Consider the following 24,449-nt stretch of genomic DNA (forward strand, 5'->3'; position numbering starts at 1 on the left):
CTATTTGATGGCGCCGGCGGCGATGCCGGCGATGAAATGACGCTGCAGCAGCACGAAGACGACGAGCATCGGCACGGTCAGCATCACGGCGCCGGCCATGATGCCGCCCCATGACACTTTGGTCAGGCCGATCAGCGTGCCAAGCGCCACCGGCGCCGTCATCGCGCCGGGCTGGCTGTTGATCAAAAGCGGCCAGAGGTAATTATTCCAGGAGGCAAGGAAGAGGATGATGGCAAGCGCCGCCAGCATCGGCCGCGCCAAAGGCAGCGCGACGAACAGGAAGATGCGCCATTCCTTGACGCCCTCGACTCTTGCGGCGTCGAACAGGTCGCCCGGCATCATCGAAAAACTCTGGCGCATGAACAGCACGCCGAGCGAATTGAACAGCGGCGGCACGATCAGCGCCACCCAGGTGTTGGCGAGCTGGAAGTCGCGCGCCACCATGATGAATTGCGGGATCAGCACCACCGCATAAGGCAGCGTGATGGTGCCGAGGATGATGGCGACGACCACGCCCTTGCCGACGAAATTGTAGCGGGCGAGTGCCCAGCCGGCCATCGAGGTAAGCAGCACCGACAGGAAGGTGTAGGTCACCGCCACCGAAACCGAGATGCCGATGGCGCCGACGAAGTTGGTGTCGCGCTGCAGATTGTTGAAATTGTCGATGAAATTGTCGTGCGGCAGAAGCTCGATGCCGGGGCTGAAGATGCCGTTGTCGGGCATGGTCGAAAACACCACCATCATCCACAGCGGAAACAGCCAGATCAGCGCCAGCGGCGTCAGGAAGAGATGCAGCGCGATGCTGCGGCCGAGCCTTGCCTGCGAACGCGAGCTCATTTCGGCTCCTTCGTCAGCCAGAGCTGCACCAGCGTGATGGCGATCGCCAACCCCGCCATGGTGTAGGCGACGGCCGAGGCATAGCCGAAATTGAGCGAACGAAAACCCTGGCGGTAGAGCAACAGGCCGAGCGTCTCGGTGCCGCCGCCCGGGCCGCCGCGCTCGGTGATCAGGAAGGGCTCGGTGAACAGCTGCATCGTGCCGATGATCGACAGCACGGCGCAAAAGACGATGATCGGCTTCAAGAGCGGCAGGGTGATGTAGAAGAACTGCTTGACCTTGCTGACGCGATCCAGCGTCGCCGCCTCATAGACGTCATCCGGGATCGATTGCAGGCCGGCGAGCAGGATGATGGCGTTGTAGCCGGCCCAGCGCCAGGTCACCGCGATCATGATCAGCGCCATCGCCGGCGTGACGTTGGAGAACCAGTCGATGCTGGGCAGGCCGACGCTGTTCAGCAGCTTGTTGATGATGCCGAAATTGAGGTTGAACATCAGCCGGAACACCGCCGAATACGCGACCTCGCCGACCACGACCGGGGCGAAGAAGGCAAAGCGGTAGAGGCCGCGCGCCTTGAGCAATGGCGAATTCAGGAGCACCGCCATCACGATCGCCAGCGAGATCATCACCGGCACCTGGATGACGAGGATGAGCAGCGTGTTCTTCAGCGCATTGAAGAAGGCCGGGTCGCCGATGAGCCGGCCCCAGTTGAAGGTCGGCGCCCAGCGCCAAGGCACGGTGCGGGTCGCCTGGAAGGAGATCAGGAACGAGCTGATGATCGGCCAGACCCAGAAGACCGAGAAGATCAGCAGATAGGGCGCCAGGAAACGATAGGCCGTGGCGTTCTGATAGCGCATCGTTTCCTCCTTTTTGCTTCTGTGTCACGCCCGATAGGTGGCGTTACTGGTATTCAATCGTCGATGTTTGCGCGGCCCCTCACCTGCCTGCCGGCATCCTCTCCCCGTATAGTGACGGGGAGAGGGGCGCTGTCATCGGTGGTTTCGCCAATCACCGCCGTCGCAGGAAGGCGGCGTCGTTGCGGCCATCTCCCTTCTCCCCGTCACTATACGGGGAGAAGGTCCCGGCAGGGGATGAGGGGCAGCGCCGACATTCCTTCAGGACGCATCACTCAGCTCGCCGTCTCGTCACTTGATCGGCAGGCCGGTCGCCGAGGCGATCTGGCTTGCGGCATCGTCGAGCGCCGCCTTGGCGTCGGGATAGCCGCCGGCCAGATATTTGGTCTGCACGGCGCGCATGATGATCTCGGCGTCGCTCTGGAACGGCGTGCCGCGGCTCGGCACGACCTTGGGCAGAGTGGCGAGGATGTCCTTCCACACGGCCTGGCCGCCCCAGTAAGGCAGGCCTTGCGAGACGTAGGGGTCGTCGAGCGCCGAGATCAGCGACGGCACCAGGCCGAAATCCCTGAGCATGGTGATCTGGCCCTCATTGGTCGCCAGCGTGTATTTCAGGTAGGCGTAGGCGGCTTCCTTGTTCTTGCTGGCTGACGTGATGGCCAGCGAGGAGCCGCCGAGATTGGCGGCGCGCGGGCCGTCGGCGGTCAGGCTCGGCATAAGATAGACGCCCCATTTGCCGTTTTCACCGGCCGATTCGGTACGGATGGTGCCTTCATACCAGCCGCCATAGACCTGGGTGGCGACGGTGCCGGCGGTGTTGTTGGTGATCTTGGTGCCCCAGTCGGCCGACGCCATGATGCCGGCGTCCTTCATTTCCTTGATCTTGGTCAGGGTATCGACGCATTTGGGCTGGTTGACCGTGATCGACTGCCCGTCGGCGGCGAAATAGGCGCAGCCCTGTTCGTTGGCGATCATGCGGAAGAATTCGGTGTCGCCGTTGAAATCGGCGTTGGTCATGGTCACGCCCGGATTGGCGGCCTGGATCTTCTTGCCGGCGGAGATGAAATCGTCCCAGGTCTTGATCGAGGCGGGGTCGACGCCGGCCTTCTCATAGAAGTCGCGGCGGTAGAAGGCGGCGACCGGGCCGGAATCCCACGGCATCGCATAGGCCTTGTCGCCCACTTCGAGCTCGGTGCGCTTGAAATCGGGGAATTTCTTCTGGTCCTCGGCGGTGTAGCCGAGCGTATGCAGGTCGACGAAGCAGTCGGGGAACTGGCTCCAGTAGTTCTCGGCCTCGCCATTCTCGACCGAGACGATATCCGGCAGGCCGACGCCGCCGGCGGCGCAGCCGGCGATCGACTTGTCATAGGTCGGCTGGTTGCCGAGGTCCTCGACGGTCACCTTGATATCGGGGAATTGCTTGTTGAAGCCAGCGACGGTGGCTTTCAGCGACGAAGCCGCGATGTTCCAGCTCCAGATCGTGATTTCGCCCGATTGCGCCATGGCCGGGCCGGAGCCCAGGGCAAGCGCGAGCGCGGCGCAGGTCAGTATGGTGCGCATTGAAATCCTCCCATTTCATTTGCTCTCTTTTGGTGAGCGTGGCTACATTAGGCAGCGCGGAAGGCTTGTCCCCGACAAAGGGAATAAGAAATTGGCGGAAAGTAAGATGCCGGAAAGGCCATTTTATCAGCCTGGCGCCAGCAGCGTGGAGGGCCTGCCGCTGCTGCTGCAGATGTTCCACACAGAACCCCTGGTGATGCTCAAACCGCATTGGCATGCCCAGGTCGAGGTGAATTTCATCGTCCGCGGCAGCGTGCACTACCGCATGAACGACCATGAGATTTCGCTGTCGGCCGGCGAGATGTGCCTGTTCTGGGGCGGCCTGCCGCACCAGATGGACGATCTTAGCGACGATGCCATCTATGCCGGCGCGCATCTGCCGCTGGTGCATTTCTTCCGGCTGCATCTGCCGACCGATGTCCGGCACCGGCTGATGACGGGTGCTACCTTGGTGAGCGATGCGACCGACCGGTCGGACGACGACAATTTCGAGCGCTGGAACCGCTATGTCCGCTCGGGCGATCCGGCAAAGGCCGAGCACGCGGTGAACGAGCTGCTGCTCAGGCTGGAGCGGATGCGGTTCGAGCCCTACCGGCTGGTGCCCGAACACCCAGCCGGGCAGGCCGCCGGCAGCCCCTTCGACCAGCAATCCTCGCGCAATGTCGGGCGCATGTGCGACTTCATCGCCGAAAACTTCCTCTACGAGATCGACTGCGTGAACATCGCCGGGGCGGCGGACATCCATCCGAAATACGCCATGAGCATCTTCAAGAAGTCGACCGGCATGACGCTCAACGAATATGTCAACCTGCTGCGGCTGAGCTACGCCCAGGCGCTGCTGATGCATGAAGACGCCAATGTGCTGCGCGTTGCCATGGACTCGGGCTTCGGTTCGCTGAGCGCCTTCAACAAGTCGTTCCGCAAGCTGGCCGGCATGTCGCCATCGGATTTTAGGCGCGAGCGTGCGAGCGCCGGCTATTCCGTCCTCTAGATGTTCGGATCTCGAGCCGTCGCGCCGGCCAATCTCGTCGCCAATGGCAAGACGCTGTCGAAGCGCGCCCGATCGACTCGGCCATCTCGTGCCGACCGATCCTTGTGTCGGCGTCGCGGCAATCCGCGCACTCTACGAGGCAAACGGCTATGTCTGGCTGAAGGGTTTTCTCAACCGGGCCGATGTCATCGATTTTCGCGGCTGGGTTTTTTCCCACCTCGGCGATGCCGGGCTGATCGAGCCCGGCTCGGAACCTGCCTTGGGCAACGCGGCCGACGGCATGCTCGACAAGGGCCTCGCCGACCGTCGGCTGATGTCACTGGTGCGCTCGGCCACCTATGAAGGTTTTTGCGCCCAGCCGCGCCTTTCCGGCTTCATGGACCAATTCCTCGGCGGTCTGTCCTATCTGCACAAGCGCAAGCTCATGCGGTTCACGCAGCCCGGAACGCCGGCCGCAACCCCGGCGCACTACGATCTGGTCTATCTGCGCGGCGGCACGAGCCGCGTGGTGACCGCCTGGATACCGATCGGCGATACGCCGGTCGAGATGGGCGGCCTTGCCTATCTGGAAGGCTCCCATGCGATCGGGACGGCGATGGAGGCCCGCTTCGAAAAGGACAATGCCGCTCTGGCGCCGCAGGAGCGGATCAGCGCCTTCAATCGCAACATGACCGAGGGCGGCTGGGTGTCCAAGGATCTTCCCGACATGGCCGAGCGCTTCGACACGCGATGGCTGGTCGCCGACTACGAGGCCGGCGACGTGGTTCTGCACTCACCGTTCATGATCCACGCTTCGACGACCAATCGAAGCGCCGACAGGCGCATCCGCCTTTCGACCGATATCCGCTACCAGAATGTCGACGACGAGATCGATGCCCGCTGGAACAATCACTGGAGCCTCGACGACATGCTTTGAGTGATCGGCGCTCGGGGAAAGCGACCGTCGACCGGGATGGCGATCCTCGAGCGTGACAGATGCGCCATGCTGCCGGTGTTTTTCACCCTCTATTGATCAGTGATCATTGGCTTGTGCTCCGCGGCGCGGCGAACGCTGTGCAGCAGGATGGCCAGGCAGCCGACCAGCACCAGGACGCCGACGAGCGGCGGCAAGGCCAGCAGCTTTACCGCCGCGGTGATCGCGGCAATCAGGACCAGCGCCAGCCGCGCCAGACTGCCGTCGTCGACGAACATGCCGACAAAGACGGAGAGTTTCACCGGGCGTCGAGGCAGCCAGGCCGGTTGGGGCCAGTCGCCCCCTGGGCGACCGGATGGTTCAACCCGCGCGGACGCTGTCAATGCTGACGGGATCGATCTTCGTCAGGCGTTCCCTCGCCTCGACCACACGCCTTTGCTCGGACCTTATCCGGCTGCACAACGCGATGTTGATTCCGACGCCGCAATCCTCGTCCAGCAACTCATTCGCGCGCTTCAGAGAGTTCTCGGCTCGTTTCACGCGCTGTCTCGCCTTAGCCAATTCCAAGTTCAAGAGATCAACCATTTTCCCGCACTCGTCGCAGTCCCTTCGATTGTTAACCGGCGTCGATCCCATTTGTTCCGATTTCACCTAAGCATCCACCAAACGGTGGCGGCACACAGCAAAAACACGAGCGCGGCACACGCGATCAATATACCTCTTCGCGTTTGCCACCTTGGCGGTTCAGCCGGCGCAAGCCTGAACTGCCGGGCATGCTCCGTAGCGATTTTCAGCAAGGATGCAGCCGTCTCGCGCGGCGTCCAGCCTTGCGCTTCTGAGGCAGTCACCAGCGCTGCGAATGCCGCTTCCATGGCGACTTCGCAGTTGGCCTCCCGATCTGGGCTACCCTTTGGCAATAAGGGGGGTTCGACGGCTTTGGACATGCACACAAAGCGGCTCGCGCATGAAAGGTTCCTGAGACCGGATGCAAACGGCGCCTGAAGGCCATTCGTTCCGCCTGTGGGCTACGGTCCTATGAGGGTCCGACTGAAGTCTCAGCTTCAGCGGCAAAGGCCTGAGGGTGGAAACCGATGCCTCGCCAAGACATTGGAATGGACTGCCGAGTATGAAGTCCCTTCATCGGCGGTTAACCGCGGTGCCCGCTGTTGTCCCCCGGCGGCGGGCACCGATTTAACGAGGCCGAAGTGTGAACCATATCTCGTCGCGCAATCAAAACGTTGATGCCGCATGCCAACCTGCAAACGACAATCATACCCCTGGCGCCAGTGAGTGCTCCATCCTTGATCTCATCCCAAGTGAGGCTGATTTCGCTGACATCTCCAGGCGAGCGGAGCGCTTGGGCATTGCCGTGGTTATCGGAATGGCCATCTGCTGGTTGCTCGTTGCCCCGGTCGTCTATTTGGTCCTGATCCATGGGGTTCTTCGAGGCTGAGGATCGTGAGGACGTGACCAAATGGCCCAGTGGCCTGTGCCACCGATACCTCCCGGAAATCCTGCGGCGAGGCGTGTCGCAAGCCTTCCTCGCCGCGCAGATGCCTGCGGCCGTTGACGGGTTTACCGCGCCAGACGCAAGCGTTCTGTCTCAACCGGATTTGACTCGGGGTTCATCCGATTTATCGCCTCGGACCATGGCCATTTTGGCAAATTAGCAAAGATGCGCGAAGGGCCTATGGATATGCCAGCCGGCGGCCGTTGGGCCCGTCTTGTCGTTCGTCCGCACGGCCAACATCGTAATCAACCATAGTGCCAGGAAAAAACGGCGACCGACGAAGGTGGCAGAGGCGGCATAGGTATTCAGTTTTCTTCTTCAATGCGGGGAAGGAGGCGACCATTCTCTATGGCGGCAATCCTGAAGCACCTCCTGGCCTCCTGCGGAGTCGCATTGCCAGTCAGGGCGGCGGTGCAAACGCGTGCTGCTCGGTTCCAGTGCGGGCCACGCTCGGTCCATGTCAGGAGTTCCTTGGACGCAGCCTGTACGTCGCTGATCAGAAGTCGGTGACCGGCATTGGTCTTCACAGGGACCTTGGGGCTGAACGAGAGAGCGGACATTAGGGAATGCTAATGGAAGTCGTGAGTATTGGGTAGAGTGGAGATGGGCGCAGGCTGTAGGCTGCTCGTCGGCAGGTCCGTCACTGAGCGCCTCGGTCGTCGCCCGACGTTCGTCTCGAAGTTTGAATTGGGTGGAGCGCCGACTCGATGTGGCCGAGTTCATTTGGATTAGTCGCGCTATTGGCGCGGATCTTCACGAGTTCATGCGAATCGCGGAGGATCAATCCCGCTAATGGGGCCCGCGACAATCCGCGCAGGCCCCGATAGTAACGAGGGTGTCGCCGTCTCAGCCGCACTCATTCAGTGCGAGAAGATTGTCCTTCCAAATCCCGTCCGCGCGTCCTTCACCTGTGCTAAGCAGATCGCGTCCGATGGTGGCGGCGGGCTGTCCATTTTCTTAGTCGTCGCCACAATCACGCCCGATAGGATCCGTTTCGATGAAGCTTCGAAAATGACTTCGAGATGAGCCTTGGCGGCCCCAAAATGGACTCTACCACACCGCGCGAGTCGCCTCCGTCAGAGCTGATTTCACTCGGAATTTCATTTGTCGGCCCAAGACAAGGCCAACAGCCCGCCAAGCCCACCAGTGCAGTATCGTTCCTCTCCGCAGCGCAGAAGTCGCGACGAAAAGAGCATGCTCTAAAGTGGGCTCAGGCGCGTGGTGGGAGATCGGCCAATCCCCACGACAAAGGGTACAATCTCTTTCAGTGGATGTTTCGTTTCCTTGGAAGGGACGTTCCATAGGCCACGCTCCAGTGCAACTGGTCGTCGCGATCACAGAGAACCCTCAAGCGCTAGTGTGGGCGATAGGCCAACAATGCAAGAACGATGCGCGCATCTTGACGTGTCTCCCACACGCTTCAAGCGAGGGCTCTCGGCCGCTGACCGGGCAAGACTTGAGGGTTGGGTTCGTGGTCGCAATACGCCGCAGAAGGTGGTTTGGCGGGCGCGAATCGTACTGTTGACGAGTGAGGGCAAGGGCGCCGTTGCGGTAGGTGCGGTTGGCAACAGCGTGCAATGACGTGCCATCGTCAGACCGAACTCCCGAGAGACATCGTGTACTCGCCAGGAGCGCCCAAGGGCGCAAAATGTGCTACCATCGCCTGAACCTTATTCGGGACGATCATGGAACGCCGTCTCAGTGCTATCTTGGCCGCGGATGTTGTCGGCTACAGCCGCCTCGTTGGCAATGACGAGATCGGGACACTTTCCGCATTGAAAGCGCACAGGACCGAACTCATCGAAGAGAGCGTCGCTCGGCATCTGGGCCGAATATTCAAGCTAACTGGCGACGGCATACTAGTCGAGTTTCCGAGTATAGTGAACGCGCTGACCTGCGCCAGGGAGATTCAGAGCGGCATGCGGCTGCGCAATGTCGGCGCGGCGGCTGACCATCGTCTCGATTTCCGTATTGGCATCAACCTCGGAGACATCCTCGTCGAGGACGGCGACATTTTCGGAGACGGTGTAAACGTAGCCACTCGGATTGAAGGCGTCGCAAGGCCAGGTGGCATCGCCATCTCGGGCACGGTGCGGGACCACGTTGGGAACCGCACCGATGCGACCTTTGAGGACGCGGGAGACATGACCCTTAAGAACATTGAGCGTCCCGTACGTGTTTTCCACGTCGTCGAAACCCCTTTGGCCATTCGGGCCGCATCCGAGACATCGACGACAGGGAACAAGCAGTCTTCGATCGCGGTCCTTCCCTTCGACAACATGAGCGGCGACCCGGAACAGGAATACTTCTCCGATGGCATCACCGAGGACATCATCACTGATCTCTCCAAACTAGCCGGCCTTCGCGTTATCGCACGCAACTCGGTCTTCACGTACAAGAACAAGGCGGTTGATGTGCAGGAGGTGAGCCGCCGCTTTGACGTGGCCGCCGTCCTTGAGGGCAGCGTCCGGAAGGCTGGGGCGCGAGTCCGGATCACCGCCCAGTTGATCGACGGCCGCGACGGAAGCCACCTGTGGGCAGAGCGTTATGACCGCGACCTTACCGATATCTTCGAGATCCAGGATGAAATTGCTCGGAAGATTGTCGAACAGCTCAAGGTGCGCCTTATGCCTCACGAGAAGGGCACGCTCGTCCAGAAACCTACGACCGACCTTGTAGCCTACGACCTCTACCTGCAGGGCCGGAAATCGCTACACATGCGAACCCATCAATCCCTCCGCATGGCCCGGTTTCTGTTCAGTCAGGCCGTCGAGCATGACCCCTTGTTCGCGCGGGCCTTTGCTGGGATCGCTGATTGCGATGTCTATCTGCGGTCTTGGCATGGAGAAGACGTCCTGGTCGCAACGATCTTGGGCGTCTGCGGCTACGCACTCCACCTGGACGAAAGTCTGGCCGAGGCTCATACGGCCCAGGGCTACGCACTCTTCTTCGCCGGTCGGCCAGATGAAGCTGCTGTAGCCTTTGAGCGTGCCCTTGCGATCGATCCGGATTCGCACGAGGTCTGCTTGGCGGTTGCCAGGTTCTCCTTTGCGCGCGGGGCCTATGAGCGGGCCGAAGAGTTGTTCCGACGGTCAGTGACACTCCACCCGGACGACTTCCGATCACCCAACCTCCTCAGGAAGGCCCTCTCGGCTCTGGGCCGTACCGCTGAGGCCAAGGCAGTTGCCCACATCATCGTCGACCGTGCCGGCACCAAACTCGATGAGGACAAGAATAATCCCGCTCCTTTGCAGGTTGGCGCCTGCGGGCTGGCAGCCCTGGGCGTCTCCGACCGGGCCCGCGAATGGATCGAGCGGGCCTTGGCACTCGACCCGGACGACCACAACACGAAGTTCAATGCAGCCTGCACTTATGCTCTGCTCGGAGAAAGCGACAAGGCTGCGCAATTTCTCTCAGACTACCTGCGGCCACTCGGATCGGACGAGTCCGATTGGTGCCGGCTTGACCCCGATCTCGCTACGCTGCGAGATCACCCGGTCCATGCAAAGATACTGGTGGCTGCGCCGCAAGAGTGACGTAGGGCGCACGGCCACCCTTAGAAGGGCAGGAGGAGATGCGATGCCTGTTGCGACGCCCGACGTGATGAAGGCCATGATTCTTACGGGCCACGGGGAAATGGACAAGTTGGTCTATGTCGACAATCATCCAGTTCCCCGACCAGGCGACGATGAAGTGCTGATCAGGGTATCGGCCTGCGCCGTTAACAACACAGATATATGGGTCCGGCAGGCTGCATACGGTTCCGATGCCGACCCAACGGCAGCCTCGTCCTGGCGTCGCGACGGACCCCCGCTGCCGTTCCCCCGCATTCAGGGTTGCGATACAGTAGGCACCATTGTCTCAGTCGGGCCTGACGTGTCTTCCTCGCGTGTCGGAGAGCGGGTGCTCGTCGACTTCAACATGTATGGACCCAATCCCGATTATCTCGGTGACATCGACTATATCGGCCATGGGAGGGATGGCGGCTATGCAGAGTACATGACAGTTCCAGCGCTCAACGCGCGTCAGGTCAATACCCGAATGTCTGATGTCGAATTGTCGACCTTCTGCTGTGCCTATCATACTGGCGAGCATATGCTCGACCGGGCCAGGGTCTCGGCGGGAGAACGAGTACTCGTCACCGGCGCGTCAGGCGGCGTAGGGTCGGCCCTCGTCCAACTCTGCCGTGCACGCGGCGCCGTTCCATACGCAGCCGTCTCGTCCGGCAAAGAGCAAGCCTTACTTGGGCTCGGAGCCGAGGCGGTCATCACTCGGGGATCAGGCGACCTCTTCGAGCAACTCTTGGCGGCGACCGGAGGCGAACTCGTGGACGTCGTTGCCGATGTCGTAGGCGGCGAGTTCTTCACCCTTGCTCTTAGGGCACTTCGACCCCACGGCCGGTACACCACGGCGGGGGCGATCGGAGGGCCGGTGGTCCAATTCGACCTGCGAACCCTCTACATCAAGCATCTCGAACTTCACGGGTCGTCCCAAGGATCGCGGCATGCGTTCGACCGCGTGATTCACTTTATCGAGCAGGGCCGTCTCCGGCCTGTCGTCGCGGCGACCTATCGGTTGTCCAACCTACATCGTGCCCAAGAAGATTTTATGAGGAAGTCTTTCGTCGGAAAGCTCGTCGTGGTGCCCGACGCCATGTGGCATCAAGCACATAGGTCTTGATCAACGAGGCGAACGACCGGGGTGATGCGTCGTTGAATTGCCGCCGGTGTTCGTGAAAGCCCCCTCAGGCGTGATCGTTTTTTCGGTGCAGCAATTCCACTCGCCGCGCTGGCACGACAACAGAACAATCCAAATGGGTAGCCGAGCCGTTTCCAGATTTAGCCAAGAGTTGGTTCGCCGGCGTGTTCCCGCTGAGCAGCCATGTGCTCCCCCCGTGCATTCGGGTAAGCATGTGGAGGTCTCTCAGTTGGCGCAACAAGGCATTGAGGTCGGAGCGTGGAAGCTGCGAAGGCTGATGACGGACAGTGTGTCTTCATGGCATTGGTGGTTCTATCCATTGGTGCTTTCTTGCGCTGCATGGTCTTAGACCCCCGTTGGGGTACGCAGCACACGCCGGGAGTTGTTCTAAGGCGAGCGGGCGCTGCGCTCATACAAGCCCGCCAGGCAGTTTGAAGGGGCCGTTGACCCTGCAAGGCAGCAGCCGAGTAGCGAACGCCCTGTCAGGGCATTTGTCGCTGCCACAGGGCAGCCGAGCCCCCAAGCCTACCTACCATAGCCGGTCAGTTCTTTCTGACCTGTAAGAAAAGAGCATGCTTCAATGCGAGCTTCGGCGCGTGATGTGAGACCGGGCAATCTCCCATGAAGTGAAGGGTACAATCCCTTCCAGTGGATGTTTCTTTTCCTTGGAAGGGAATTTCCAGACGCCCACACGACCAAAAATCGTCGGTGGGTGATGGCGATCTGTGGTGAGCGTCATGTCCTAGGCCGTCGTTCTTAGAAAGTCATCTATCGCGTGTTCGTAGTCGGTCTTAAATTGACTAAGTGTCTGATTAGCAAGGGCATGATAAGGCTTTTTGTGAATCGTGGCTCTCTATTATTAAAGTATGAGCACGATACGGCGCTTCTTGATGATTTTTCCCAGCTGGTAGTCTGAGAAACGGACCTTCGGCTTGGGTCCGTGTTTCGGCCGGTTCGGTAGGCGGGCCTGTTCCTCTGCCTGCAATTCTTTGCTGATCTGCGCCGGGCTTTCCTGACATACCGTTGTTGCCATTCCTCGCCGCCAAGCAGGTCGGCGTCTCGTGCCGCTCGTGTGGACAGGTACAGGTAGCTTGCACGCCGCGACCAGTACTCTTTCGCAGTCACTCCACGTGGCATGTATCGAGAGTCGGGCGGTCGCGCCGCCAAGCGTTTCAGTTTCTCCCCTGGTAACAAAAGTGCACCAAAGCGCGCATGATCAGTTTCCGCAACCACAAGGTTCCGCCGAACGAAGTCCAACAGGTCGGCCTTGATAAGGTCGCTCACCCGCCTTGAGGCGATGCCAAGTTGACGGGTGATGGCCTGACCTTTGAGCGTCCATTCTATCCTGGCGATATGGCCGCCATACTGGTCGCCCAGCCGTTTCACTTCCCGCGAGTAGAGCTTCAGGCAAACACCAGATTTCCCATCTTCGAAGTAGAATGTCGGAAGCGGCAGGCACCCCGGCGGCGGACTTTCCTGATCTTTCTCATATGCCACCCGCATGTGGCGTCGCCGGTGGTGGTGTTTGAATACAAGCCCAACCAGTCGCAGCAAGGTTGAGGCAACCTGTTCGAATGACTCGCAAGCGATATCCAATGCGACCTCGACTTCCTTGGCGGCGTATCTGCTGCCCAGTGCCGACTCGTACAGCTGCAAGACCGACAAACCATCGTGATCCGGGGAACAGGTTAGGTTGATTTCGGACCAGTAGTAAGGGTTCTCCATATGCTGATAGAACTGGAATTGGTGGAATGCCGGACTCAGTTCAGGCAGGGGCAGCGCAGCCGCAAGGTCGTCAAATTTGGTGTCGGTTCCAATCAGCATATGGTCGTAGCCGATTGTCGCTTGCCCGAACCATGGAAGGTCTACGTTTCGGCAATGGCCGCTCATGATGGACGGCCTTTGTGATCAGTTAGTCTAACGCGGCTTCGCTTCGGCGCTTTATTATCGGCCGACGGTTCGCCAACGTTGAGGACGGCCGGCTTGCCCGGCTTTTTCTGATCTTTCTTTCTTTCCAAAGCGCGAAGGTAAAGTTCGGTGAAAAAGGGCGGCAAGTTACGTCTTTTCTTGGGCAACAAGATTTCTCCACAGTTGTTGTGCGGGAAGCTACGAGCGCTCTGCCGAACGCCCGGCCTTTCTGTTTGCGTCAGAATGAGGCGGGCCGCTGTGATCTCTCAGAGAAGCAGAAGTTGAGCTACGCCGATTGGCGCTGAGCCAGGCCTCTATGTCCGCCGGGTCATACACAACCGTGCGGCCGAGCTTGATGTAGTGCGGTCCGCCACCAGTGAGGCGGAGTTTCGTGAGTGTCGAGGCGGACAACCCGGTAATTCGAGCGACGTGCTCGGTACGCAGCATGTGGCGGGTAAGTTGCGTTTGCGATGTCACCATCAGTGTTTCTCCATGACACCGAGGGATAGAAGTACCGATTTCAGATTGTTGGCAACAGCGCGGATAGGAGGATAGTCCTAAAAGAACCTATAACTTCGTCGCTGTAAGATTCACGATATGAATCAATGGCTTGAGTGCGAACATGAACTTTCGTAACAATTCGCAACATTTCGTGAGCTCTCGGCCTAAATCAGTGTCGCGAGTTTGCGGAGGCAAGACGCTGGACAGAATATTGTTCAAAAACAGACATGGTGGCGACATGGTGGCGACACGGGCGCCAAAGTAAAACGGCCGCCTCTCGGCAGCCGCTTTAAACGCTTGATTTCCTGAAGGAAACTGGAGCGGGTGAAGCGATTCGAACGCTCGACCCCAACCTTGGCAAGGTTGTGCTCTACCCCTGAGCTACACCCGCTCGCGCGGCTTTAGGGCCGCAAGCCGCGCCTATATGGCTGAAGAGCGCGGCGATTGCAACAGGGAAATGACGAGCTTTTTGGCCTAGCTCTCAAGTGCGACCGACTCCGTTTTGCGGTACCGAGGATTCGCCGGTCCGTTCCAGGACGGCCTTGCCGGGAGGGTACCATTGGCCGTAAACGGCATGGCCCTGCTGGAGATGAAGAGAAGACCTATGCCGAAGACCGAAGCCGAGCTTTTCACCTTTCTCGCCGACCTCGGCATCACTGTCTCGACGCGGCGGCACCCGCCGCTCTATACGGTCGCCGATTCGCAGGCGCTGCGCGGCGAGATCCCCGGCGGCCACACCAAGAACCTGTTCCTCAAGGACAAGAAGGACAATTTCTTCCTGGTCAGCGTCGGCGAGGAGGCTGTGGTCGACCTCAAGCAGATCCACCAGCTGATCGGCGCCGCCAGCCGGGTCTCCTTCGGCAAGCCTGAGATGCTGATGGAGCTTCTCGGCGTCACGCCGGGCGCGGTCACGGTTTTCGGACTGATCAACGACACCGAGCGGCGGGTCAAGGTGGTGCTCGACCAGGAGCTGATGGGGCATGATGTCATCAATGCCCATCCGATGACCAATGAGGCGACGACCTCGATAGCTGCCGCCGATCTCGTTAAATTCGTCGAGGCAACCGGACACGATGCTGTTATCTTGAAAGTCTCGGCATGATCGCCACATGGATGGCGAAAACTGATCTCTAGGAAGGACGTTGCGTCCCTCCGCTGGTGGGCGGCGCGACCGGAAGGGCGACGACATGAGCGACAACAATCCGTTCGGCGGCCAATTCGGCAGCAATGCCGGCCAGTATGCCACGACCGTGCAATATGGCGGCACTGAAGCAGAGCGCGCGAAAGCCGCGCTTGGCCAGGCGCCGGCGGACGTCATCAAGGATACGACGACGGCCGGCTTTGCCGTAGATGTCGTCCAGGAATCGCGCAGGCAGCCGGTTCTGGTCGATTTCTGGGCGCCCTGGTGCGGCCCGTGCAAGCAGCTGACGCCGCTGCTGGAAAAGGCGGTCAAAGCCGCCGGCGGTGCGGTCAAGCTGGTCAAGATGAACATCGACGAGCACCCCTCGGTCGCCGGCCAGCTCGGCATCCAGTCGATACCGGCAGTCATCGCCTTCAAGGACGGCCAGCCCGTGGACGGCTTCATGGGCGCCATTCCCGAGAGCCAGATCGGCGAGTTCATCAAGAAGATCGGCGGCAAGGCTGGCGGCGCCCCGCAAGTGGCCGAGGCGCTTGCCGCGGCTGCGGAAGCGCGCGAGGCCGGCGACATCCAGACCGCGGCCGATATTTATGATGCTGTGCTGGAGCAGGCGCCGGAGACGATCGAGGCGATCGCCGGGCTGGGGGAGCTTTTGTTCGAGGCCGGCGATGCGGAAGGCGCGGAAGCCATGCTGGCCCGCGCGCCGGAAGCCAAGAAGGATGCGCCGGCGCTTGCCGCGCTGCGCACCAAAATGGCGCTGGCCGCGCAGGCGGCCTCGCTCGGCAATCCGGCCGAGTTCGAACGGCGCCTGGCCGCCAATCCGGACGATCATCAGGCACGGTTCGACCTCGCCATGATCCAGAACGCCAAGGGCGAGCGCACGCAGGCGGCCGACAATCTTTTGGCGATCATCAAGGCCGACCGGACCTGGAACGACGACGGCGCCAAGGCGCAGCTGCTGAAATTCTTCGAAGCCTGGGGCATGACCGACGAGGCGACGCTCGCGGCGCGGCGCAAACTGTCGTCGCTGCTGTTTTCCTGAGGCGCTTTGCCAGCTGTTTTTGCCTGGTGGGCTTGCGGCCGGCGGCCGGCGCGCCAGATTAGAGCAATTCCAGGAAAAGTGCGTAGCGGTTTTCCGTCCGGAATTGCGTGGATAGAGCGGTTCTGCGTTTCCGTGAAACGGTGAACCGCTCTGGGACTGCCGAGGCGAAGGGAGGACTGACGTGCAGGTGGGAAATGCGCACTACCGGCGTGGCGCGGATCTGCCGTCGACGATCCCCGTGTTTCCGCTTGCCGGTGCGCTGCTTCTGCCCGGTGGCCGTATGCCGCTCAACATCTTCGAACCGCGCTATCTGCAGATGGTGGACGAGGCGATCGCCGGATCGCGGCTGATCGGCATCATCCAGCCCAGTCTCGATGGCGCCTTGCGCGACGACGGCGAGCCGGAGCTGTGCAATGTCGGCTGCGCCGGGCGCATCATCTCGCTGGCCGAGAGTGGCGATGGCCGCTACCTGATCTCGCTGCAGGGCGTGTGCCGCTTCCGCATTGCGCATGAAACCGCCGCCAAGACGCCGTTTCGCCAGTGCCGGATCACCCCCTTTCTGACTGATCTCGACGAGGACAAGGTCGGGGGCGAGGTCGACAGGCCGTCGCTGCTCAAGGCGTTTCGCGCCTATCTGCAGGCCAATGATCTGGAGGCCGACTGGGAAAGCGTCAGCCGCGCCGAAAACGCCATGCTGGTCAACGCGCTGTCGATGATGGCGCCCTACGGACCGGCGGAAAAACAGGCGCTGCTCGAGGCGGCGGATTTGAAGACGCGCGCCGAAACGCTGATCGCCATCACCGAGATGGCGCTGGCGCGCGAGAACGAGGACTTTGGCTCCAGTCTTCAGTAGGATGTGCAGATATTCAGGTGATGCCGGCCTGCAAACGGCGGCTTCCTGCGCTTCCGGTGCTCACGTACTTTAGGTACGCTCCGCTCCGGTTCTCGGAAGCCACCATTTTCGACTCGGCCTGACCTGAATCTCAACACATCCTGGGGTCTGCAACTCGCTGGGAAGGGGACACGATGGTGGCGGAAGGGCGTGAGGAAAAGAAGGTCGATCCGAAGCTGCTGGAGCTGCTGGCCTGCCCGCTGACCAAGGGGCCGCTGGCTTGGGATCCGGAGCGCGGCGAATTGATCTCCAGGGTGGCAAAGCTCGCCTATCCGGTTCGCGACGGCATCCCGATCATGCTGCCCTCGGAGGCGCGGACGATTTCCGCCGATGATGTGCTGCCGCCCGCGCCGCCGCGCCTGAGCGGCCCGTCCTGAGCCGCACAGGGTGGAAGCCAGCGAATGTCGACAAGGATGCGGGGCTTTATTCGGCCGCCTCTTCGATTCGCTCCATATCGTCGTCCGACAGGCCGAAATGGTGGCCGATCTCGTGGATCAGCACATGGGTGACGATGTCGCCCAGCGTCTCCTCGTTTTCCGCCCAGTAGTCGAGGATGGCGCGGCGGTAGAGCGTGATGCGGTTCGGGCCCTCGCCGGTCTGCGGGTTCCAGCGCTCGGCGATGCCGCGGCCCTCGAACAGGCCGAGCAGGTCGAACGGCGTCTCCAGCGACAGATCGTCCATGATCTCGTCGGTCGGGAAGTCGGCGATCTGGATGACGATCTCGCCGGTCAGCTTGCGGAATTCCTCCGGCAGATGGGCGTAGGCCTCCAGCGCCAGGAACTCCATCTCCTCCATCGACGGCGAAAGCTGGTCGTGCCAGGTGCGGGTCTTGTAGATGCGGGCCATGCTTTGTCCTTTGATCCCGGCATATAGGCTTTCACGCCGGTCCAGGCAAATGAGCGGCAATTCGTATTTCAGATCCTTTGCTACCGCCGGGGAATCGCGTACGGGTCGGTTCCGGCCATGGATCAGGAGCTCTCATGCCGGACCTTTCCACACTCGGACTTTTCGCCATTGCCTGCCTCGCTTTGACCGCGACGCCGGGGCCGGACATGCTGTTGATCGCATCCCGCAGCGCCAGCCAGGGGCGCGCGGCGGGCCTGGCAACCTATATCGGCATCGCCGCCGGGACATACTGCCATGCGCTGGCCGCCGCCTTCGGCCTGTCGCAGCTGTTCCTTGCTGCTCCCATCGCTTACGACATCGTGCGTTATGTCGGCGCGGCCTACCTCGCCTATCTCGCCTGGAAAGCGTTCCGTGCCGACGGCACGGCGCTGACACCGGTCGCCGGCCTGCCGCGCTACTCGCAAACCCGCATCTTCCGGCAGGGATTGCTGACCAATTTGCTCAATCCGAAGGTGGCGCTGTTCGTGCTGGCGCTTTTTCCGCAGTTCGTGCAGCCGCAGGCGGGTTCGGTGGCTGCGCAGATCCTGGTGCTGGCGACCGTCCTCAATCTGATCGGGCTGATGGTCAATGGCCTGGTCATCCTGACCGCGAGCCGGATCGGTGCGGCACTGTCCAAGCGCACGCGGTTTCAGCGGGCGCCTCAGATCCTGCTGGGAACCGTCTTTGCCGGGCTTGCGGCCCGGCTGGCCTTCGGCGGCCAACGCTAAGCGCGCAATCGCAGAGGAATAAATTCCCCATGACTCTGCTTGACTCTTTTAGCGCCCTCTGGAATCTATAGGAACATAACAGGAACAATGCTGCTGAAAGTTGACCGTCATGGCGATGACCGCCGTGGCGCGGGAGACCGTTTTTTCCCTGCGCCGCCAGATCGCAAAGATCGAGGGAACGCTGCCCGAACGCCTGGCGGCGCCGGCCGGCGCGCAGCCTGGCGCATGCGCTGACACCGATGTCAGCGCCGGTATCGCGCCCGAACGCACGCCCGCACTCACAATTCTCCGACGCGGCGTTGCCGCAGCTTTGCCGGATGCGTTCCTGCGTACCCGTGTCGAGCGTCTCGATACAGCGCTCAGCGGCGGCCTGCCGAAGGCGGCACTGAGCGAAATTCATGGGCTGGAAACCCGCGACGCCGGGGCTGTCGCCGGCTTTGCCCTGTCGCTCACCAGCCTGATCCTCTGGCAAGAGCCGCATTTGCCGGTTCTTTGGATCGGCACATCGGAGATTTTTCGCGAGGCCGGCTTTCCCTATGCCAGGGGGCTGCATGGCCTGTTCGGCATCGAACCGGAACAGCTTCTGTTCTCCGAGGCGCCAAAACTCGTCGATGCGCTGTGGATCGCCGAGGAGGCCGCCCGGATGACGGCGCTGGCCGCCGTCATCCTCGAAATCCGCGGCAGCCCGCAGCGGCTCGATCTCACCGCGACAAGGCGTCTGCACGCGCGGGCGCAAAACGCCGGCCGGCCGGTCTTCCTGCTGCGCCAGGCCGGCGAGGCAGAACCCACCGCCGCACCCGTGCGCCTCATCGTGTCGGCCGCACCCTCGGCCAGCCGCGACACCATCGCCGGTCCGCTTGCCGGCTCGATCGGCCGCCCCGCCTTCGCCGTCAGCATCGGCAAGAGCCGCACCGCTCTGCCCGGACAATTCACACTGGAGTGGAACCCCGATGAACACGCTTTTGAGGAAAGAGAACGGGCAACGAATCCTGTCGCTGTGGTTCCCGCATCTGGCCGCCGAACGCATCCTGCGCCAGCGTCTGGGGCGGTCCTGGCGTTCCCGGCCGTCGGATCATTTGCCGCTGGTGATCAGCCATCGCGACCGCAACGCCCAGCGCATATCAGCCCTCGACGAGCGGGCTGAGGCGCTGCGCCTGAAGCGCGGCATGGGCATCGCCGATGCGCGCGCCATGCATCCCTCGATCGACATCGTCGAAGCCGATCCGGAGGCCGACCGCCGCCTGCTCGAAGGCCTCGCCGACTGGTGCGACCGCTACACGCCGCTGGTGGCGATCGACGGCGCCGACGGCCTGTTTCTCGACGTCACCGGCTGCACCCATCTGTTCGGCGGCGAACGCACGATGCTGGACGAGATTCTCACGCGCTTTTTCCATCAGGGTTTTGACGTCCGCGCCGGGCTGGCCGCGACGCCCGGTGCCGCCTGGGCGGCGGCGCGCTTTTGCGGCGACCGCATCGTTGCTGGCGGCGAGGAGGAAGAGCTTCTCGCACCCCTGCCGCTGGCAGCACTTCGCATCGAACCCGAGATCCGCGCCAGCCTGGAAAGCGTCGGCCTGCGCACGGCGGGCGCGGTGATGGCGGCCCCGCGCGCGCCGCTTGCCCGCCGCTTCGGCGCCACGCTGCTGTTGCGCCTCGACCAGGCGCTTGGCCGCCTCGACGAGGCGGTGTCGCCGCGCCTGCCGGTGGCGCCGCTGTCGGTCGAACGCCACCTCTCCGAACCCGTCATGCTGACCGCCGATATAGAACGGCTGGTGGGCCTCTTGGCGCGGGCGCTGAAGAGCGATCTCGAACGCCGTGGCGAGGGCGCCAGGATGCTGGCGCTGCTGCTGTTCCGCGTCGACGGCGCCGTCAGCCGCATTGCTGTCGGCACCTCGCGTCCCCTGCGCGAGCCCGTGCTGATCCAAAAACTGTTCCACGAAAGGCTTGCCGCGCTGGAGCAGGACATCGATGCCGGTTACGGCTTCGACCTGGTGCGCCTCTCGGTGCTGTCGGCCGCCGCCTTCGACATGCAGCAGGCCGACCTTGCCGGCGAGGCGCAGGATAGCGACGCCGACATCGCGCTGTTCGCCGACCGCATCCGCGCCCGCCTTGGCGAAGCCGCGGTGCTGAGGCCGGTCGTCGTCGAGAGCCATCTGCCGGAGCGCGCCGTCACCACCGTCCCCTTTTCGGAAGCGCCGCAAAGGCGCGCACCGCCGAGACAGCGTAACACCCCGCCGGCGACCGTCTTCCCGCCGGAGCGGCCGATCCGGCTGTTCCGTTCGCCCGAGCCGATCGAGGTGCCGGCCACCGAAATGCCGGAGGGACCGCCGATGAATTTTCGCTGGCGGCGCGCGCTCTATCGCGTCGCGCGCGCCGAAGGGCCGGAGCGCATCGCGCCGGAATGGTGGCGCCGGCAGCCCGGCGAGGAAGAGGCGCCGACCCGCGATTATTTCCGCATCGAGGACAGCGACGGCCGCCGCTACTGGCTCTACCGCCAGGGCCTCTACGGCGCTTCCGAGGTGCCGCCGCGCTGGTTCATGCACGGGGTTTTCGCATGAATGCGCTGGCCGCCATCCCCTATGCCGAGTTCGGCATCCAGTCGAATTTCTCCTTCCTGCGCGGCGCCTCGAAGCCGGAGGAACTGGTGGTGGCGGCAAAGTACCTCGGCTTCTCCGCGATCGGGCTGGCCGACCGCAACACGGTAGCCGGCGTCGTGCGTGCCTGGCAGCAGGCCAAGGTCGAAGGCCTTGCCTATCATCCCGGCTGTCGCCTGGTCTTTGGCGACGGCACGCCGGACATCCTCGCCTATCCGCAGGACCGCAAGGGCTGGGGGCATCTGTGCCGCATGCTGACGCAGGCCAATCTGCGCGACGAAAACGAGAAGGGCGCGACGCTGCTCAGCCTAAGCGATCTTCTCGAATGGGGCGACCTCATGTCGCTGGCGATCCTGCCCGACCTGCAGGCCGGTGCCGAAGACGGCCTTGCCTTGATTAGCCGGCTCAAGGATAGGTTCGGCAAGGCATTTCGGTTGGCCGTTGCGCCGGATTATCGTGGCAATGACCGCTTCCGCATCGAGCAGGCTGCGGCGATGGCTGACATGACCGGCGTGCCACTGATGGCGACCAACGATGTTCTCTACCATAGCGCCGAACGCCGCTCGCTGCAGGACGTGCTGACGGCGATCCGCCTCAATACACCCGTCGCCGAAGTCGGGCTGGAATTGACGGCCAATGCCGAGCGCCATCTGAAGCCGCCGCTGGAGATGGCCCGGCTCTTTCGCAGGCATCCGCAGGCGCTGGCGGAAACGCTGCGCTTTGCCGGGGAGCTGAGCTTCTCGCTGAGTGACCTCCAATACAACTATCCCGACGAGCCGACGGAATCGGGTCTTGGGCCGCAGGCCGAGCTCGAACGATTGGCCAGGGAGGGGGCCGCCACGCGCTACCCGGCGGGCGTCCCTGCTTCCGTGACGCAGCGCATCGAGGAAGAGCTCGCCCTGATCGAGCGGCTGAATTACGCGCGCTACTTCTTGACCGTCCACGACATCGTCAAATTCGCCCGCAACCAGCATATCCTCTGCCAGGGTCGCGGCTCCGCCGCCAATTCCATCGTCTGCTTCTGCATCGGCATCACCGAAGTCGGGCCGGACCGCATCGACACGCTGTTCGAACGTTTCATCTCCGAAGAAAGAAACGAGCCGCCCGACATCGACGTCGATTTCGAGCATGAAAGGCGTGACGAAGTCATCGCCTATATCTACGAGAAATACAGCGCCAAGCGCACCGCTTTGGCCGCCGCCGTCATCAGCTATCGCGGCCGCTCGGCGCTGCGCGAGGTCGCCAAGGCCATGGGCCTGTCCGAGGATGTCCGCAGTGCCCTGTCCAGCTCGATCTGGGGCTGGTCGACCTCGGAGCTCGGCGAGAAGGAGGCGAGCGCCGGCGGCATCGACCGCAGCGATCCGTTGGCCAGGCAGGTGATCGAGCATGCCAACGAGATCATGGGCTTTCCCCGCCATCTCTCCCAGCATGTCGGCGGCTTCGTTATCACCAGGGACCGGCTCGATGAGATCGTGCCCATCGTCAAGACGGCGATGGAGGAGCGCAAGATGGTCGAATGGGACAAGGACGACCTTGATGCGGTGAAGATCCTCAAGGTCGACGTGCTGGCGCTCGGCATGCTGACCTGCCTGAAGCGCGCCTTCACCCTGCTCACTGATCACTATCCGGACGCGCGGGACCGGTATGGCCAACCCTATGTGCTGGCCACTCTCCCGCCCGAGCACAAGGACGTCTACGACATGATCTGCCGCGCCGACACGCTCGGCGTCTTCCAGATCGAATCGCGCGCCCAGATGTCGATGCTGCCGCGCCTTCGGCCGAAGAGTTTTTATGACCTCGTCATCGAAGTGGCGATCGTGCGGCCCGGCCCGATCCAGGGCGACATGGTTCATCCCTATCTGCGTCGCCGGCAGGGCAAGGAAAAGCCCGAGTATCCGAAGCCGGAACTGGAGAAGATCCTCGGCAAGACGCTGGGCGTGCCGCTGTTCCAGGAGCAGGCGATGAAGATCGCCATCGTCGCCGGCGGCTTCCGGCCGGGCGAAGCCGACGAATTGCGCCGCGCCATGGCCACCTTCAAGCGCACTGGCACGATCGGTAATTATCGCCAGCGCATGATCGACGGCATGGCCGGCAGGGGCTACCAGAAGGATTTCGCCGAGCGCTGTTTCAAGCAGATCGAGGGCTTTGGCGAATATGGCTTTCCCGAAAGCCATGCCGCATCCTTCGCGCTGCTGGTCTACGCCTCCTGCTGGTTCAAGACCTTCTATCCCGACGTGTTCTGCGCCGCGATCCTGAATTCCCAGCCAATGGGTTTTTACCAGCCGGCCCAGCTCGTCCGCGACGCAAGCGACCATGGCGTCGAGGTTCGCGACGTCGATATCAACTGGTCCGGCTGGGACTGCGCCTTGGAGGAAGCGGCCTTCGATCCCGCCCGCATCCTCGCGCGCCATGTCGAGATGCGCGGCGTCATCCGCACCCACCATGCCGTGCGGCTCGGCTTCCGCCAGATCAAGGGCCTGTCGGAGGATCGCATGAAGCAGTTCGTCGACCGGCGCGGCTCCGGCTACGAAACCGTCAGGGATGTCTGGCTGCGCTCCGGCCTCGATGTCGACGAGATCGAGAAACTGGCACAGGCCGACGCTTTCCGCTCGATCGGCCTCGACCGCCGCGCGGCACTGTGGGCAGTGCGGGCGCTCGACGGCAAGAGTGCGGCCGAAAAACTGCCGCTGTTCGACCAGAAGGATATCCGCCTGCGCGACCTCGAGCCCGAGACGAGGCTGCCGACAATGCCGCTCGGCGAGCATGTCATCCATGATTACCGCTCGCTCGGCCTGTCGCTTAAGGCGCATCCGGTGGCCTTCCTGCGCCAGCGGCTGGACCGCGCCGGCGTCACGCCGAATGCGCGCCTCCCGTCCGTCCGGGATGGCAGGCGGGTGTCCGTCGCCGGCCTCGTCCTGGTGCGTCAGCGCCCCGGCAAGGGCAACGCCATTTTCCTGACGCTGGAGGACGAGCATTCGGTCGCCAACATCATCTTCTGGGAAAGGACCTTCACCCGCTTCCGGCCCATCGTCATGGGCGCACGCTTCATCCGCGTCACCGGCAAGCTGCAGTCGGAATCAGGTGTCATCCATATCGTCGCGGAGAAGGTCGAGGATCTGACGCCCTGGCTGTCGGCGTTGCTGGAGGAGGCTGCTGGCCAACCAGGCTCCGATCCGAAGAGTGACCCGGCGAGACCGGTGCATCCGGATCGCTCCAGCCCGCCCGCTACGCGCAACATGCCGGCCGGACAGGACATCGCAACCTTGTCGGGCAAGGCGGAAAGCGTCATGCCCAAGGGGCGGAATTTTCAGTAGAGCGTGGCGGCGCGCCTTATCCCGTCGTCATCCTGGGCCTCCGCGACGTCGCTTCGCGACTGCTGCGCCCTAGGATGACGAATGTTG

General features: G+C 62.4%; 22 protein-coding genes and 1 tRNA gene. 12 read left to right on the forward strand and 11 right to left on the reverse strand.

Annotation, left to right across the window (positions count from 1 at the left end):
• From AC04SI_RS27140 to AC04SI_RS27150, 3 genes are all read right to left on the reverse strand, one after another.
• On the reverse strand, nt 1-837 hold the full coding sequence (locus AC04SI_RS27140; RefSeq protein WP_404283865.1) for a carbohydrate ABC transporter permease: 837 nt from the start codon (nt 835-837) through the stop codon (nt 1-3).
• Nucleotides 834-1,694, reverse strand: coding sequence for a carbohydrate ABC transporter permease (locus AC04SI_RS27145; protein WP_120016771.1), 861 nt, complete (start codon nt 1,692-1,694; stop codon nt 834-836). Before AC04SI_RS27145 ends, AC04SI_RS27140 begins: the two co-directional genes overlap by 4 nt.
• A gap of 288 nt (nt 1,695-1,982) precedes the next feature.
• Entirely contained in the window at nt 1,983-3,251 is a 1,269-nt protein-coding gene (locus AC04SI_RS27150) for an ABC transporter substrate-binding protein (protein WP_404283861.1), read from the reverse strand.
• Between the two features lie 106 nt (nt 3,252-3,357).
• Between AC04SI_RS27150 and AC04SI_RS27155 the strand changes: the two genes are divergently transcribed.
• A complete protein-coding gene (locus AC04SI_RS27155) occupies nt 3,358-4,242 on the forward strand; it encodes a helix-turn-helix domain-containing protein (protein ID WP_404283859.1) in 885 nt (294 codons plus the stop codon).
• Nucleotides 4,243-4,285: 43 nt separating this feature from the next.
• Nucleotides 4,286-5,158 (forward strand): phytanoyl-CoA dioxygenase family protein, encoded by an 873-nt coding sequence (locus tag AC04SI_RS27160; RefSeq protein WP_404283858.1) that lies wholly within the window; start codon nt 4,286-4,288, stop codon nt 5,156-5,158.
• An 89-nt stretch (nt 5,159-5,247) separates the two neighbouring features.
• On the opposite strand, the gene AC04SI_RS27165 is transcribed toward AC04SI_RS27160, so the two are convergent.
• The 3 genes from AC04SI_RS27165 to AC04SI_RS27175 all read right to left on the reverse strand — a co-directional run bounded on the left by AC04SI_RS27165 (nt 5,248) and on the right by AC04SI_RS27175 (nt 7,225).
• Nucleotides 5,248-5,457, reverse strand: coding sequence for a hypothetical protein (locus AC04SI_RS27165; protein WP_404283856.1), 210 nt, complete (start codon nt 5,455-5,457; stop codon nt 5,248-5,250).
• Nucleotides 5,458-5,515: 58 nt separating this feature from the next.
• On the reverse strand, nt 5,516-5,740 hold the full coding sequence (locus AC04SI_RS27170; RefSeq protein ID WP_404283854.1) for a hypothetical protein: 225 nt from the start codon (nt 5,738-5,740) through the stop codon (nt 5,516-5,518).
• A 1,230-nt stretch (nt 5,741-6,970) separates the two neighbouring features.
• Nucleotides 6,971-7,225, reverse strand: coding sequence for a DUF982 domain-containing protein (locus AC04SI_RS27175; RefSeq protein ID WP_404276048.1), 255 nt, complete (start codon nt 7,223-7,225; stop codon nt 6,971-6,973).
• Between the two features lie 1,125 nt (nt 7,226-8,350).
• Here AC04SI_RS27175 and AC04SI_RS27180 point away from each other — a divergent pair.
• Complete coding sequence (locus AC04SI_RS27180) at nt 8,351-10,201, forward strand: tetratricopeptide repeat protein (protein WP_488475237.1); 1,851 nt, start codon at nt 8,351-8,353, stop codon at nt 10,199-10,201.
• 43 nt (nt 10,202-10,244) lie between these two features.
• Complete coding sequence (locus AC04SI_RS27185; protein WP_404283850.1) at nt 10,245-11,345, forward strand: alcohol dehydrogenase family protein; 1,101 nt, start codon at nt 10,245-10,247, stop codon at nt 11,343-11,345.
• 786 nt (nt 11,346-12,131) lie between these two features.
• Here AC04SI_RS27185 and AC04SI_RS27190 read toward each other — a convergent pair.
• The 4 genes from AC04SI_RS27190 to AC04SI_RS27205 form a co-directional block, all read right to left on the reverse strand.
• On the reverse strand, nt 12,132-13,187 hold the full coding sequence (locus tag AC04SI_RS27190; protein WP_488475238.1) for a hypothetical protein: 1,056 nt from the start codon (nt 13,185-13,187) through the stop codon (nt 12,132-12,134).
• Between the two features lie 62 nt (nt 13,188-13,249).
• Entirely contained in the window at nt 13,250-13,438 is a 189-nt protein-coding gene (locus tag AC04SI_RS27195; RefSeq protein ID WP_488475239.1) for a hypothetical protein, read from the reverse strand.
• Between the two features lie 31 nt (nt 13,439-13,469).
• Nucleotides 13,470-13,751, reverse strand: a complete 282-nt coding sequence (locus AC04SI_RS27200; RefSeq protein ID WP_488475240.1) for a helix-turn-helix transcriptional regulator — start codon at nt 13,749-13,751, stop codon at nt 13,470-13,472.
• Between the two features lie 337 nt (nt 13,752-14,088).
• Nucleotides 14,089-14,163 (reverse strand) — tRNA-Gly (locus AC04SI_RS27205).
• Between the two features lie 213 nt (nt 14,164-14,376).
• Here AC04SI_RS27205 and AC04SI_RS27210 point away from each other — a divergent pair.
• From AC04SI_RS27210 to AC04SI_RS27225, 4 genes are all read left to right on the forward strand, one after another.
• Nucleotides 14,377-14,874, forward strand: coding sequence for a prolyl-tRNA synthetase associated domain-containing protein (locus AC04SI_RS27210; protein WP_404283825.1), 498 nt, complete (start codon nt 14,377-14,379; stop codon nt 14,872-14,874).
• An 85-nt stretch (nt 14,875-14,959) separates the two neighbouring features.
• Nucleotides 14,960-15,952, forward strand: coding sequence for a thioredoxin (trxA, locus tag AC04SI_RS27215; protein ID WP_404283824.1), 993 nt, complete (start codon nt 14,960-14,962; stop codon nt 15,950-15,952).
• A gap of 181 nt (nt 15,953-16,133) precedes the next feature.
• Nucleotides 16,134-16,805 carry an LON peptidase substrate-binding domain-containing protein gene (locus AC04SI_RS27220; protein WP_404283823.1) on the forward strand — a complete coding sequence of 224 codons (672 nt, stop codon included), beginning with the start codon at nt 16,134-16,136 and terminating at the stop codon, nt 16,803-16,805.
• A 173-nt stretch (nt 16,806-16,978) separates the two neighbouring features.
• On the forward strand, nt 16,979-17,221 hold the full coding sequence (locus AC04SI_RS27225; RefSeq protein WP_404283821.1) for a Trm112 family protein: 243 nt from the start codon (nt 16,979-16,981) through the stop codon (nt 17,219-17,221).
• Between the two features lie 46 nt (nt 17,222-17,267).
• Here the strand turns inward: AC04SI_RS27225 and AC04SI_RS27230 are convergent, their stop codons facing one another.
• Nucleotides 17,268-17,690, reverse strand: coding sequence for a metallopeptidase family protein (locus tag AC04SI_RS27230; RefSeq protein WP_404283819.1), 423 nt, complete (start codon nt 17,688-17,690; stop codon nt 17,268-17,270).
• 134 nt (nt 17,691-17,824) lie between these two features.
• On the opposite strand from AC04SI_RS27230, the gene AC04SI_RS27235 reads away from it, so the two are divergent.
• From AC04SI_RS27235 to AC04SI_RS27250, 4 genes are all read left to right on the forward strand, one after another.
• Entirely contained in the window at nt 17,825-18,457 is a 633-nt protein-coding gene (locus AC04SI_RS27235) for a LysE family translocator (protein WP_404283818.1), read from the forward strand.
• 109 nt (nt 18,458-18,566) lie between these two features.
• Nucleotides 18,567-19,601 carry an ImuA family protein gene (locus tag AC04SI_RS27240; RefSeq protein ID WP_404283434.1) on the forward strand — a complete coding sequence of 345 codons (1,035 nt, stop codon included), beginning with the start codon at nt 18,567-18,569 and terminating at the stop codon, nt 19,599-19,601.
• Nucleotides 19,543-21,012 carry a DUF6504 family protein gene (locus AC04SI_RS27245; protein ID WP_404283442.1) on the forward strand — a complete coding sequence of 490 codons (1,470 nt, stop codon included), beginning with the start codon at nt 19,543-19,545 and terminating at the stop codon, nt 21,010-21,012. Before AC04SI_RS27240 ends, AC04SI_RS27245 begins: the two co-directional genes overlap by 59 nt.
• Entirely contained in the window at nt 21,009-24,362 is a 3,354-nt protein-coding gene (locus AC04SI_RS27250; RefSeq protein ID WP_404283432.1) for an error-prone DNA polymerase, read from the forward strand. Before AC04SI_RS27245 ends, AC04SI_RS27250 begins: the two co-directional genes overlap by 4 nt.
• Nucleotides 24,363-24,449 lie beyond the last annotated feature (87 nt).

The sequence above is a fragment of the Mesorhizobium sp. CNPSo 4689 genome, assembly GCF_057784325.1.

What these genes read in the sequence shown, in the direction of transcription:
- AC04SI_RS27140 (WP_404283865.1), bottom strand. Translation starts at nt 837, where the DNA reads ATGAGCTCGCGTTCGCAGGCAAGGCTCGGCCGCAGCATCGCGCTGCAT.
- AC04SI_RS27145 (WP_120016771.1), bottom strand. Translation starts at nt 1,694, where the DNA reads ATGCGCTATCAGAACGCCACGGCCTATCGTTTCCTGGCGCCCTATCTG.
- AC04SI_RS27150 (WP_404283861.1), bottom strand. Translation starts at nt 3,251, where the DNA reads ATGCGCACCATACTGACCTGCGCCGCGCTCGCGCTTGCCCTGGGCTCC.
- AC04SI_RS27155 (WP_404283859.1), top strand. Translation starts at nt 3,358, where the DNA reads ATGCCGGAAAGGCCATTTTATCAGCCTGGCGCCAGCAGCGTGGAGGGC.
- AC04SI_RS27160 (WP_404283858.1), top strand. Translation starts at nt 4,286, where the DNA reads ATGGCAAGACGCTGTCGAAGCGCGCCCGATCGACTCGGCCATCTCGTG.
- AC04SI_RS27170 (WP_404283854.1), bottom strand. Translation starts at nt 5,740, where the DNA reads ATGGTTGATCTCTTGAACTTGGAATTGGCTAAGGCGAGACAGCGCGTG.
- AC04SI_RS27175 (WP_404276048.1), bottom strand. Translation starts at nt 7,225, where the DNA reads ATGTCCGCTCTCTCGTTCAGCCCCAAGGTCCCTGTGAAGACCAATGCC.
- AC04SI_RS27180 (WP_488475237.1), top strand. Translation starts at nt 8,351, where the DNA reads ATGGAACGCCGTCTCAGTGCTATCTTGGCCGCGGATGTTGTCGGCTAC.
- AC04SI_RS27185 (WP_404283850.1), top strand. Translation starts at nt 10,245, where the DNA reads ATGCCTGTTGCGACGCCCGACGTGATGAAGGCCATGATTCTTACGGGC.
- AC04SI_RS27190 (WP_488475238.1), bottom strand. Translation starts at nt 13,187, where the DNA reads ATGCTGATTGGAACCGACACCAAATTTGACGACCTTGCGGCTGCGCTG.
- AC04SI_RS27200 (WP_488475240.1), bottom strand. Translation starts at nt 13,751, where the DNA reads ATGGTGACATCGCAAACGCAACTTACCCGCCACATGCTGCGTACCGAG.
- AC04SI_RS27210 (WP_404283825.1), top strand. Translation starts at nt 14,377, where the DNA reads ATGCCGAAGACCGAAGCCGAGCTTTTCACCTTTCTCGCCGACCTCGGC.
- trxA (WP_404283824.1), top strand. Translation starts at nt 14,960, where the DNA reads ATGAGCGACAACAATCCGTTCGGCGGCCAATTCGGCAGCAATGCCGGC.
- AC04SI_RS27225 (WP_404283821.1), top strand. Translation starts at nt 16,979, where the DNA reads ATGGTGGCGGAAGGGCGTGAGGAAAAGAAGGTCGATCCGAAGCTGCTG.
- AC04SI_RS27230 (WP_404283819.1), bottom strand. Translation starts at nt 17,690, where the DNA reads ATGGCCCGCATCTACAAGACCCGCACCTGGCACGACCAGCTTTCGCCG.
- AC04SI_RS27235 (WP_404283818.1), top strand. Translation starts at nt 17,825, where the DNA reads ATGCCGGACCTTTCCACACTCGGACTTTTCGCCATTGCCTGCCTCGCT.
- AC04SI_RS27240 (WP_404283434.1), top strand. Translation starts at nt 18,567, where the DNA reads ATGGCGATGACCGCCGTGGCGCGGGAGACCGTTTTTTCCCTGCGCCGC.
- AC04SI_RS27250 (WP_404283432.1), top strand. Translation starts at nt 21,009, where the DNA reads ATGAATGCGCTGGCCGCCATCCCCTATGCCGAGTTCGGCATCCAGTCG.